Raw genomic sequence first — 12,204 nt, forward strand, 5'->3', positions numbered from 1 at the left:
AGGAGAACCGATGAGTAAAGTCATCCGTAAAGGAGACAGCCTGCGGGAATATGGTGGCAAGGTATTAGGAGGGCACTACCAGTGTTTTGGTCAGGGATTTGCCTGTAAGGGAGATCCGGTTCGTTGTAACAAACACGGTATGACGACCATCGCGGAAGGTAGCACATTGACCACGGTTGATGGACAACCCGTCGCGCTGCATGGTCACCACTGTGCCTGCGGCTGTACGCTGCTCAGCTCGTTTCCTGACTGCGGTATTGACCAGTGAGATCAGCTCCTGATTATCCGCAGTACAAAACGGCGCATCCGCCTGGTACCGCAAGGTGGCTGTCGGCCACGGCTCTGCTGGTGTTGATCGGCGGAGGTGCTGGCGGACTGTTGCCCTCTGCCGAGGGTAAAAGCTCGCTGGTGGCCGCCATTATGCTGGTGGCACTGCTGCTGTCGGGCGCTGGCTGGCTTGTGCGGCTGCTGTACTATCGCGTCAGCGTGCATAACGCCGCTTTCTACTATCAGCTGGTGGCTTATGAACAGCAGCAGTGGTGGGCTGCGCACCGCCAGCCGCTCTGGTTAAAAGAAGGCCTGTTGCTGGGGCCTGCAGGTACGCGTTCAGTTGACTGGCTGCGTGTGCTTAACCGTGAACAACGCCCTCCGGAGGAAAACAAAGAGGGCGGCGGCAGTGCACTAAGACTGCCACAAATTTCGGTTATAGATGCCACCGCTCGTGAAAAGCGGCTGGCGGAACTGCTGGTTATTGAGTGGCAAAAGCAGCGTAGTGCAAAAAAACTCGCTCCACCGCTGCGTTGCTACTGGCAGGGGGCCGACATCACCTGGCAGGCATTTCGCGCACAGATGGCGCTCGCCTTCCCGGACATTGCGCTGCCAGCCCGGCCTGAGCCCTGGCAAGGGGAAGCCAGTCTGGCTGAAATAGCGAGCGAGCTTGCCGGGGCCAAACCTGATGACACGATGCTGATCGCTGGGTGTCAGGTCATTGCGGCGCAGCCGGGTACAGCGCATCCCGCCGGAGAATCTGCGGCACTGTGGCTGGCCGGACGTAATGGCCCGGTACAACTGACGCGTGGTGAAACTTTTTCGCCAGATCAAGGCGACATATTGCTCACCGTGTTCGCCCGTGCACTGGAACAGAGCGAGCTGAAAGACCCACCGGAGGCCTGTACGCTGTTTTCCCGACCCGGCCTCGAGGCGCTGGTGAGCAGTGGCTGGGATGTTAGCCAGCATCTGCAGGACGCCAACTGGGGGGAGGTTGGCGATATGGAAACTCTGATTGTTTTATCCCTGGCGGCAATCTATGCCGCGCACCACCAACAACCGTGCGGCTGGATTGCCCGCGACCCGATGAACACCCTCGCAACTGGAATAGTAAAACCTGATGGACAACGTCAATAAGCCTGCTGCCATTTCTGTGGCAGCCACGGCAACTGTCTGTATTGCTGTGACCACTTTACTGGTACTACTGGGCGGAGTGGCATGGTGGCTGTGGGCGACCGAACGTTCAACGGAATGGGAAACGCTGCGTCCGCTTATCGTCTCTGGCTTTATCGTCTGGGGAATTGCGCTCAGCATGCTGGTACTGGGTTTTATGGCCTTTCGGTTATTGATTAAGGATAAGGTTAGCCCGCCGTCATCCCACAAGCGTAGACCTGCAAAGGTTATGGGGCACGAAGCGGCTTACGGACTGCTGAAGACACACCTCCGATCGCGCTATAGCCTCTTCTGGCGCTACAAGGTTCGCCTGTTGCTGATTACCGGTGACGAAGCTGCGATTAAACCACTGATACCTGGCCTACAACAGCGGCAGTGGCTTGAAGGCAACCGTACCGTGCTGCTTTACGGCGGCAGCCTGACCGCCGAGCCCGATAAGGAAAAATACACCACGCTGCGAAAACTGCGTCGCGGGCGCCCACTGGACGGTATTGTACGCGTCATGCCTGAGTCGCTTAATCTTACGCCCCAAATCAGCGACAACGATTTACGTGGACTGGAAAAAATCAGTGAATTGCTGCGTTATTCCGCCCCGGTCTGGCTGTGGCAGCTATGCGACAGCAAGTGGTCGCAGGCAAAACGCACTGAGCAGGCGGTAGGGGCAAGCTTCCCGCTGCGTGCTAAGCCTGACGATATTAGCCGCCAGCTTGAACTGATGCTGCCAGCATTGCGGGCGCAGGGGGTGAGTCAGGTCGCTGAGAACAACGGCTATGACTTCCTGATGCGCCTGGGCCAGCACCTCAAAGATGGCGGTATCGCCCGCTGGACGCAGCAACTGGCGCCATGGCTGTCTGTCTCACAGCAGCGCGTTCCGCTGCGTGGCCTGATGTTCAGCCTGCCGGAGAAAAAATCGACTGGCTCAGTTGAGGCGGCGGTTGCCGCTTTCACGCCGGCTGATACAGAGAAGTATATCCCCGAATCACAACGCCATGCGCTGACCCTGCCAGTAACCTGGCAGGGCATCGTGGATGACTGCACCCGCGTACGTGGCCGCCGTGTCGGTATGGCGTGGGAACAGACCCTTGCCTGGACGCTGATGGCCATCATTGGTATCTGGGGAGCGGGTACACTGTTGTCGTTCGCGGTCAACCGCATGCAGATTGTCTCTGTGGCGCAGCAGGCGCATGCTCTGGTGGATCATCCTTCCGTAGCGGATTACCAGCTGACGGCGCTGCATACGCTACGTAATGACGCCGGCCGCCTGCAGCACCGTATTCAGGAAGGTGCACCCTGGTACCAGCGCTTCGGTCTGGACCATAACCAGCAGTTGCTCGACGCGATGCTGCCCTGGTACGGCGTGGCGAACAACCGCCTGATACGCGACCCGGCGAATCAGGCGCTGACGCAAAAACTCACCGCGCTTGCAAACTCTGCCCCCAACAGTGACCAGCGAGCACAGCTGGCGAAACCGGGTTATGACCAGCTTAAAGCCTGGCTGATGATGGCCCGCCCGGATAAAGCCGATGGTGCGTTTTACGCGCAAGCTATGAAAACCGTGCAGCCGATGCGAATGGGCATCTCAACCGGACTGTGGCAGAGCCTGTCGCCAGATTTATGGGCCTTCTATATCTCTGAACTGCCTGAGCAACCACAATGGAAAATCACGCCGGATGCGCAACTGGTGAGCCAGAGTCGCCAGGTGCTGTTGCAGCAAATTGGAAGGCGTAACGCCGAAAGCACGCTGTATGAGAACATGCTCAAATCCGTGCGTCGTAACTTTGCCGATGTCTCTCTAGAAGATATGACCAGCGGTACCGATGCGCGCCGCCTGTTTACCACTGAGGCGATGGTGCCGGGCATGTTCACCCGCCAGGCCTGGAAAGGCGGCATTCAGCAGGCTATCGAAAAGGCCGCAACATCGCGCCGGGATGAAATCGACTGGGTGCTGAGTGACAGCCGGAAAGCCATCTCTTCAGACCTGTCGCCGGAAGCCCTGAAAGCCCGCCTCACCCAGCGCTACTTCACCGACTTTGCCGGCAGCTGGCTGAGCTTCCTCAACAGTCTGCGACTTAATCCTGCAAACAACATTGCGGACGTTACCGACCAACTGACGTTGATGAGCGATGCCCGCCAGTCACCGCTGATTGCCCTGATGAATACCCTCGCCTGGCAGGGGCAGACCGGCCAGCAAAGCGAAGGTCTTTCGGATTCCATCATCAAATCGGCTAAAGATCTGGTGGGCGGACAGGACAAACCTGCGATTGACCAGTCTGCGTCAGGCCCGCAGGGGCCGCTGGATGAAACCTTTGGCCCGCTGCTTCAGCTTCTGGGTAAAAACAAAGGCAGCAATGTGATGTCGGCTGACAATTCCCTGAGCCTGCAAACCTACCTGACCCGCATCACCCGCGTGCGTCTGCGACTGCAACAGGTGGCCAGCGCTTCTGACCCGCAGGCGATGATGCAGACTCTGGCGCAGACCGTGTTCCAAGGCAAAAGCGTGGACCTGACCGACACCCAGCAGTACGGCAGTCTGATTGCGGCCAGCCTTGGCGAGGAGTGGAGCGGTTTTGGCAGCACGATGTTTGTGCAGCCGCTGACCCAGGCCTGGGAGACCGTGCTTCAGCCATCGGCAGCCAGTCTGAATGACAAATGGAGCCGCTCGGTGGTTGCGAACTGGCAAACCGCCTTTGACGGGCGCTTCCCGTTTGCGACCAGTAAAAGCGATGCTTCTCTGCCAATGCTGGCCGAGTTCGTGCGCAAGGACAGCGGACGTATTGAACGCTTCCTGACCACGGAGCTCAGCGGTGTGCTGCACAAAGAGGGTAGTCAGTGGGTGCCGGATAAGGTCAACAGCCAGGGGCTGAGCTTTAACCCGACCTTCCTGCGGGCCATTAACCAGCTGAGCCAGCTGTCGGACATTCTGTTCACCGATGGCAGCCAGGGCATCAGCTTTGAGTTGCAGGCGCGTCCTGTGCCGCAGGTGGTGGAGACGCAGTTAACCATTGATGGACAAAAGCTGCACTACTTCAACCAGATGGCCGACTGGCAAAGCTTCCGCTGGCCGGGAGACACTTACAAGCCGGGGACGATGCTGACCTGGACTACGGTAAACGCCGGCGCGCGCCTGTTCGGGGATTACAGCGGGACCTGGGGCTTTATTCGCTGGCTGGACCAGGGAAAGTGTGCGCAGCTTGACCGCAGCCAGTGGATGATGAGCTTTACCGCACCGGACGGTCGCACCCTGCAGTGGGTATTGCGCTCACAACTCGGAAAAGGTCCGCTGGCGCTGCTGGATCTGCGTGGTTTCACGCTGCCGGATCAGATATTCAGTGTCGACAGCGCAGCCACCGCACAGGCGCTGATGGCTAATACGGAAAACAATGACAGGGAGGGAGTCGAATAATGGGCACACTGCATAATCTGGTTGCCGCCTGTCAGGCTGACGATGCTCAGTTGCGGCAACAGGCGCAGACACGCACGGAAAACTGGCAGCCCTGGCTTGCTCCGGTAAGCGTTGCCAGTCCCCAAGGGGAAGACCCGGGATATGACGATGATTTTCAGCGTATCCGGGAAGAGGTCAACAAGCTCTCCGGCATCGATACCGGGTTGATTTGCACGCTTGCCGAAAAGTTACTGACCACCGGGGCCAAAGATATGCGGGTTGCCACCTATTACTGCTGGGCGCGCCTGCACCAGGATGGCGAAGCTGGCTTTGCCGAAGGGCTTGAATTGCTGGCGGGATTGCTACAGCGCTATGGAACGCAACTTCATCCACAGCGCGAGCGGAGCCGTAAACCCGCGCTGGAGTGGCTCGCAGGCTCCCGGGTTCTGGACAGTCTGTCACTCTGGCCGGAGGTAGTGCGTGAGGATGCACAGCGTACCGCCGGGGCGCTACTGCTGATTACTGACAGCCTGGAGACAGAGCCTGAAGCGTCACGGCCGGAGCTCAATGCACTATACGGCGCTCTGGAGTCCCGCCTGATTAAAGCCGGTGGTATGGATGCGGTGGTACCGCAGAACGCCAGCAGTCAGATACGTGCGCAGCAGCCATCTCACACGACAGAGCAGGATGCGCCAGTGCTGAGCCGCATTACCTCCGGCCAGGATTTACTGGCTCAGGCCCGTACACTGACGGGGTATCTGCGTGAACAACCCGATGGTTGGTTTGCGGCACACCGACTGATGAAAAGCCTGCGTCATGACACGCTGCACAGTATTCCTGCTCCGGATGCACAGGGGAAAACCCGAATCGAACCGCCGCGGGCTGACCAGCGGGCGATGCTCAAACGCCTGTATCTGCAACAGAGCTGGCTGGAGATACTGGAGCAGGCAGACAGCACCTTCTCGCGTGGTGCCAATCACCTCTGGCTGGATTTGCAGTGGTATATCCACCAGGCTCTGGTGAAGTCGGGGCAGGATGTACTGGCTGATATCATCGCCGCGGACCTGAAAGGGCTACTGCGCCGCCTTACCGGGCTTGAAACCCTGGCCTTTAACGACGGTACGCCGTTTGCCGATGAAGTGACGCTGAACTGGATAAATCAGAGCGTGCTGGGCGATATGGCCGGCTGGCGGGATGAACCGGTCAGCGCCGTCGGTGAGACGGATAACGATATTCTGGTCCTCGAGCCGGAAGCGCTGGAGAAAGCGGACACCGACGGTCTGGATGCCACACTCCACTGGCTGCAGACCCGTCCGGGTGCAGACTCTACAAAAGACAAATGGCTGCTGCGTCTGCTGATGGTCCGCGTGGCCGAGCAGAAGGGCAAAAATGAACTGGCCCTGCATCTGCTGGGTGAGCTCGACAGCGCCGCACAGTCAATCACCCTCACGCAGTGGACCCCGGCGCTGCTGTTTGAAGTGAAATCGCGTCGCCTCAGACTGCTGCGTATGAAAGCCGCCCGCAGTGAAACCGATAAATCACGGTTACAGCCAGAGATGGACCTGCTTCTGGCGGGTCTGATTGCGCTCGATCCGGCCAGCAGTGCAGTGCTTTGCGGGTAAAACGCCTGGCATACCTTTAAAACACACATATTCAGGTTTTTATGGACGATTTAACCCTGCGTTATTATGACGCTGAAATGCGCTACCTGCTGGAAGCCGGTGAAGAGTTTGCCCGTGCTCACCCCGAGCAGGCGGCGATGCTCAATCTCGATAAAGCGGGCGCGCGCGACCCGTACGTGGAGCGGCTGTTCGAGGGCTTTGCCTTCCTGATGGGGCGACTGCGTGAAAAGCTTGATGACGACCTGCCTGAACTGACCGAAGGGCTGGTCAGCCTGCTGTGGCCGCATTACCTGCGTACCATTCCGTCAATGTCGGTGGTGGAATTCACCCCTGACTGGCGTGAGATGAAAGAGCAGATGCGCATTGTCAAAGGCTTTGAGGTGAACTCACGGCCGATCGGTGAGAAGGGCACGCGCTGCCGGTACACCACCACCAAAGAGATCACCCTTCAGCCTCTGTCACTTGAAACTGCGCGTCTGGCAACCGATCCGGATGGTCGCTCGGTCATCACGCTGCGGTTTAACTGCAGCCATCTCGCCGACTGGAGCCGTGTCGATCTCAGCCAGATCCCGTTCTACTTCAATGCAGACGCACCGCTAGCCTGCGCCATGCATGAAGCCTTTACCATGAACGCTGCCCGCCTCTGGCTGCGCATACCGGGCGACACGGACAGAAGGCCACTTGACGGATATTTCACCGCGCTGGGCTTTGGCGATGACGACGAACTGTGGCCGAAGGGCAGCAGCAGCTTTAGCGGCTATCAGCTGCTGCTGGAGTACTTCACCTTCCGCGAGAAATTCATGTTCACGAGCCTGCGTGGGCTTGAGACCGTGGTCTTTGCGGCCGAGCTCCCATGGTTTGAAATCGACGTGGTGCTGACGGAGCGCTGGGAGCATGACTTCAGCTTTACTGAAAAGCATCTGCGCCTGAACTGTGTGCCGGTGATTAACCTGTTCCCGCTGGAGTCCGACCCGCTGACGCTCAACTCCCTGCAGACCGAATACATGCTGCGCCCGATGCGCGTGCAGGATGGTCATACCGAGATTTATGCGGTCGATTCGGTGATGTCATCGAGCCAGCATACCTATGTGCCGTTCTCCAGCTTCCGCCACAAGGGGGGAATGATGCGCCATGCGGCTCCGGAGTATTACTATCACACCCGCGTGCGCCGCGGTCCGTCCGGGCTGCATAACACCTGGCTTATCCTCGGCGGCGAAGCCTTGGATAACCACACGGTGCCGGAGGATGAAAGCCTGTCGCTGACGCTCACCGGCACCAACGGACAGCTACCTCGCCGGGCGTTGCAGAGCACCGTGCTCGATACGGTAATGAAAACCACCTCGGCCAGTATTGCCGTGCGTAACCTGTGTGCGCCGACGCAACCCTGTTATCCCCCGGCACAGGATCGTTTTCACTGGCGTGTGCTAAGCCATCTTGGCAGCGGCTTCCTGTCGATGTTGGACAACGCTGAAGTGCTACGCGGAACCCTGGCACTGTACGAGTGGACCGACAGCGAGGTGAACCGCCGCCGCCTGGAAGCGATTGTCGACGTGAAGCACAGTGAAACGGAACGCTTTGAGCAGGGCTACCTGGTGCGTGGTGTGCAGATTGAAGTGACGCTGGACGGTCACGGCTTTGCCGGACGCGGCGACATCTGCCTGTTTGGCGAGATGCTGAGCCGCTTCTTCGCGCTGTATACCGATATCTATCTGTTTAACCGCCTGATTATCATCCTGCAACCGACCGGAGAACGCCTGGAATGGGAAGAGAAGCACAACCGCCGCATTCCCGGCTGACCCCGCGGCTAGAGGCTGACCTTAACCGCATTAACTTTTACCGTTTATGCCAGTTGCTGGAGAAGCTGAATCCGGACCGGCCGCTGATGGGCTCAACCAGCCATCCCGGTGATGACCCGGTGCGATTTGCACCGCATCCGGGGATGGGCTTTCCGGCCAGCGAACTCAAAGCCGTTGAGTATGACGAGGATGATGACAGCAGGCCACCGCTCATCCGCGCCACGTTTATGGGCATGTACGGCGTGGATTCGCCGCTGCCAACGGCGTATCTCGATGACATTACCCAGCGTCGGGAAGGGCACGAAGCGCTGCAGGGTTTTCTGGATATCTTCAGCCACCGCATCCTGACGCAGTTTTACCGCATCTGGCGAAAATACTCGTACCCGGCCACGTTTGAACCCGGCGGGAACGACAGCATTTCGCAGTCGCTATTAGGTCTGGTGGGGCTGGGCATACCGGGCACCGCAGAGCATATCGCCACCCCGCTATCCCGCTTTCTGTCGCTGCTCGGCGTGTTGCAGCAGCCCGGTAAAACCCAGGAAGGGATGCAGGCGCTGGTGAGCCTGCTGGCGCCTGATACCAGGGTGCAGGTGAGCCCGTATTGTCTGCGGCCGGTGGAGGTTACTCGGCCACTGGGCTTTTACGGTGATGACGATTTTCTGCTGGACGGCAATTCACCGCTGGGTGATGAAGCAATGGACGTCAACAGCCAGCTGCTGATTGCGCTCACGACGGATAACGAACAGGAGACGCATGGCTGGAAACCGGATGGCCTGCTGTATCAGGATTTTCTGGTGATGCTGCGGGTCTATCTCGGCTGGCGCTTTAAGGCAAAAATCACCCTGACCACCCGGACCCGGCAGCTAGCCGCTCCACCGCTCGGCGACGGGCCGTTCTGGCTGGGCATGAATGGCGTACTGGGGGCGGAGAGTGAGGAGCTGGCGGATGACATTCCACCGACCTTTACGACGGCGCTGGGCTGCTACACCGGCATGGAGCCTGCAACACCACAACAAGGAAACCGACGTGTTACGTATAAGTTTAACTAAAACCTTCGGCCTGCTGCCGCTGGCTATAAGCCTGTCCGGCTGCGGCCTGACCCAGAGCGTCAGCGATGGCACCAAATCGGCATTTAACACCGTGTTCTACAAAAAGATTAAGGTGCTGCACCTGGATTTCACCGCTCGCGAAGCGCTGAACACCGATTCACGCGAGAGCAACTCGCTGTCTGAGCCGGTGGTGGTCCGTGTCTACCAGCTGAAAGACCGCGAAGCCTTCGACAAAACGGTCTACCAGCAGTTGCTGAAAGACGGAGAGGCCATTCTGAAAACTGACTTGTTGGCGAGCCGTGATGTGGTGGTGAAGCCGGGCGGTGATGTGAACCTGAATATGCCGATGGAGGCTGATGCTCAGTTTGTGGCGGTGGCAGGGCTGTTCCGCCAACCGGATATGGTCAACAACACCTGGAAGCTGGTGATAGGGCGCGAGGACCTTGACCCGGATAAGCCGCGCATTCTGGAAGCTGGTAACAATTATCTGGCGCTGCAACCGCTCAAGGACAACTGATGCCCCAGGGACATAACACGCCTTCACTGTATGAAATGCTCACCGGTCATTTTACCGGAGGGCTTGCTCTGTATCATGTCAGTGAAGAACATCAGGTCATCCTCTCGGTGCTGGATAACATACAGCGCATCCTTAACTGCCGTGCCGGCACGTTGGCGCATCTGCCGGACTACGGGCTGCCCGACATGACCAAAATCTTGCAGGGCATGCCGGGGACTGCCCATGAGCTGATGAGCACCCTGTCTGCTGTTCTGCTCAAATATGAGCCGCGCCTGAAAAAAATAACGGTTGTTTTATTGGAGCAGAACGTCCCCGGCGAACTGCGCTACGCCATTGATGCTGAGCTGAAGGGCATTGGCCTTGTGCGTTACGGCACCGAGTTTATGCCCGAGGGACGAGTGATGCTGAGGCATCTGAAGCAACAGCAGTATCTCGACACAGCAACCCGTCTGTAACACCGACAGGTGCTTTATCCCGATCTGGACAACCTTTTGATGAAAGTACTTTTTTTGGTCTGATTTTAGCGCTTCTGCCATAGCGGTTAACCTGGCAGTACCTGCAGATCCGCGCGAAGCTGCATAAACAGGAAGTACAGCACCACACCCTTCATATGGATATTCAGCCATGAATGACATTACTCATCGTAAAATCAAAACCGGCGGTGACCCGCGCACGCTACCGGATTATGCCGCCCTGCGTGATGAACTGAGTAAGCTGACGCATCCGGCTCGCCCGGATGTGAACTGGCGATATGTCGAAAAACTCTGCCTCTCACTGTTTGAGCAGAACGGTGTGGAGCTACAGACGGCGGCCTGGTACACGCTTGCGCGTACGCAACTGGCCGGCTTATTCGGGCTTAATGAAGGGCTGGCGATAATGGATGCCCTGATAAGCCATCAGTGGGGGGCGCTGTGGCCGCAGCCAGTCCATGCCCGCATGGAAATCCTCAGCAGTCTGAGTCAGCGCCTGCAGCAACGGATGCGCTCGCTCCCGCTAAATTACAGCGACCTCAGCCAGCTGTATCGGGCGGAGCAGCTGCTTACCGGTCTGGGGGCGGTGTTGCAGCGTCTGGAGCTTAAGCATCTGAGCCAGCTCGATACGTTGCGTACTCTGCTGCACAACAGTGCTGCCAGGCTGGAAAGTTCTGACTCAGACACAGCCATTCAGACTGGTATCGTGTTGCCTGCCAGCGTAATCAATAGGGCAGAAATATCAACAGGCTCCCATGCTGGTAGTCCGTCTGACGATGTTCGGGCGCCAGACAGCGCAGTGCAGTGGGTTTACGTTGCGCAACCGGGACATCAACCTAACGTGGAGGTGCTGGCGGCAATGCCGACTCCGGTCAAAAAGTGGAAATCCTTCGTTGCCGGGATGTGTACCATGCTGCTGATAAGCATCGTTGCCATATGGAGCTGGCAGTATCTTCACCGGCCTGATCCGTTACAGGTTCAGCTTACAGCCTCACTGGCTCCGTTCCCTGCCACTCTCACGCCTGAACAACTGGAGATGTTGCGTCAGCAGACTCCGTTACCGCAGGACCTTATTGCCCAGACACAGCGGCAGCTTGCCCGACTGGATAAGTTGCCGCCTGACTGGAATATTGCATACGGCAGAAAACTCATCGAACAGGTTCAGGCGTTGTGGCCGGAGCAGGCTAAGCCACTGATACAACAGTGGCAACAACAGGTTCACGTCTCAGCGTTGTCAACTGATGCAATGAATAGCTGGCATGAAGGCATGATACAGCTTCAGACACTTGCCGATAAACTGAATGCGCTTGACGGTCAGAAGGGAAAATACATCACCGTCAGTGAACTTAAATCGCAGGTCTTTGGCGTGCTGACAAGCTTTAGGCAGACCGTGCCGGTGGAAGAACAGTTTCGTCTGCTGAATCAGTTGCCTGAAGGCGCGCTGCAGCGTCAGCAGCAGGTCCGGCAGGTCGAGCAACGTCTCCGGGCGCAAATCTCTACGCTGGCGCAGGAAAAACAACGTGACTAATAGCAGGGAGGAGATCCGTTGATATGAATATGGTGCCCGGACTCGGACCACCGTCGTGTGCGACGGATGGAACAACGCTTGGCGTTGGCCCGCAGGGTGAGGCCGTCAGGCCGAATAATCGAACGCAGTTCGATGGAGAGTCCGTACGCCAGAAAGCAAAAAACCCGCCATAGGCGGGTTCTTCTAAATATGGTGCCCGGACTCGGACCACCGTCGTGTGCGACGGATGGAACAACGCTTGGCGTTGGCCCGCAGGGTGAGGCCGTCAGGCCGAATAATCGAACGTAGTTCGATGGAGAGTCCGTATGTCAGAAAGCAAAAAACCCGCCATAGGCGGGTTCTTCTAAATATGGTGCCCGGACTCGGACCACCGTCGTGTGCGACGGATGGAACAACGCTT

General features: G+C 58.0%; 9 protein-coding genes. All 9 read left to right on the forward strand.

The annotated features are described in order from the left end of the window. The first annotated feature begins 10 nt into the window (after positions 1-10). The 9 genes from NYE85_RS08090 to NYE85_RS08130 all read left to right on the forward strand — a co-directional run bounded on the left by NYE85_RS08090 (position 11) and on the right by NYE85_RS08130 (position 11,804). Positions 11-268 carry a PAAR domain-containing protein gene (locus NYE85_RS08090; RefSeq protein WP_259004234.1) on the forward strand — a complete coding sequence of 86 codons (258 nt, stop codon included), beginning with the start codon at positions 11-13 and terminating at the stop codon, positions 266-268. Continuing rightward, positions 265-1,404: a hypothetical protein gene (locus tag NYE85_RS08095; protein WP_259004235.1), complete on the forward strand. Its 1,140-nt coding sequence runs from the start codon at positions 265-267 to the stop codon at positions 1,402-1,404. Before NYE85_RS08090 ends, NYE85_RS08095 begins: the two co-directional genes overlap by 4 nt. Further along, positions 1,388-4,843 (forward strand): ImcF-related family protein, encoded by a 3,456-nt coding sequence (locus NYE85_RS08100; RefSeq protein WP_259004236.1) that lies wholly within the window; start codon positions 1,388-1,390, stop codon positions 4,841-4,843. The genes NYE85_RS08095 and NYE85_RS08100 overlap by 17 nt, the downstream gene beginning before the upstream one ends. Continuing rightward, on the forward strand, positions 4,843-6,444 hold the full coding sequence (gene tssA / locus NYE85_RS08105; RefSeq protein ID WP_259004237.1) for a type VI secretion system protein TssA: 1,602 nt from the start codon (positions 4,843-4,845) through the stop codon (positions 6,442-6,444). Before NYE85_RS08100 ends, tssA begins: the two co-directional genes overlap by 1 nt. A gap of 41 nt (positions 6,445-6,485) precedes the next feature. After that, positions 6,486-8,240, forward strand: a complete 1,755-nt coding sequence (gene tssF, locus NYE85_RS08110) for a type VI secretion system baseplate subunit TssF (RefSeq protein ID WP_259004238.1) — start codon at positions 6,486-6,488, stop codon at positions 8,238-8,240. Next, positions 8,204-9,289, forward strand: a complete 1,086-nt coding sequence (gene tssG, locus NYE85_RS08115; protein ID WP_259004239.1) for a type VI secretion system baseplate subunit TssG — start codon at positions 8,204-8,206, stop codon at positions 9,287-9,289. Before tssF ends, tssG begins: the two co-directional genes overlap by 37 nt. Beyond that, positions 9,267-9,806 carry a type VI secretion system lipoprotein TssJ gene (gene tssJ, locus NYE85_RS08120; protein WP_259004240.1) on the forward strand — a complete coding sequence of 180 codons (540 nt, stop codon included), beginning with the start codon at positions 9,267-9,269 and terminating at the stop codon, positions 9,804-9,806. Before tssG ends, tssJ begins: the two co-directional genes overlap by 23 nt. Continuing rightward, positions 9,806-10,261 carry a type VI secretion system baseplate subunit TssE gene (gene tssE / locus NYE85_RS08125; protein ID WP_259004241.1) on the forward strand — a complete coding sequence of 152 codons (456 nt, stop codon included), beginning with the start codon at positions 9,806-9,808 and terminating at the stop codon, positions 10,259-10,261. The genes tssJ and tssE overlap by 1 nt, the downstream gene beginning before the upstream one ends. Before the next feature lie 169 nt (positions 10,262-10,430). Next, on the forward strand, positions 10,431-11,804 hold the full coding sequence (locus NYE85_RS08130) for a VasL domain-containing protein (protein ID WP_259004242.1): 1,374 nt from the start codon (positions 10,431-10,433) through the stop codon (positions 11,802-11,804). The last annotated feature ends 400 nt before the right edge of the window (positions 11,805-12,204 follow it).

The sequence above is a fragment of the Serratia sp. AKBS12 genome, from assembly GCF_024793895.1.
Taxonomy (GTDB): Bacteria; Pseudomonadota; Gammaproteobacteria; order Enterobacterales; family Enterobacteriaceae; genus Serratia_F.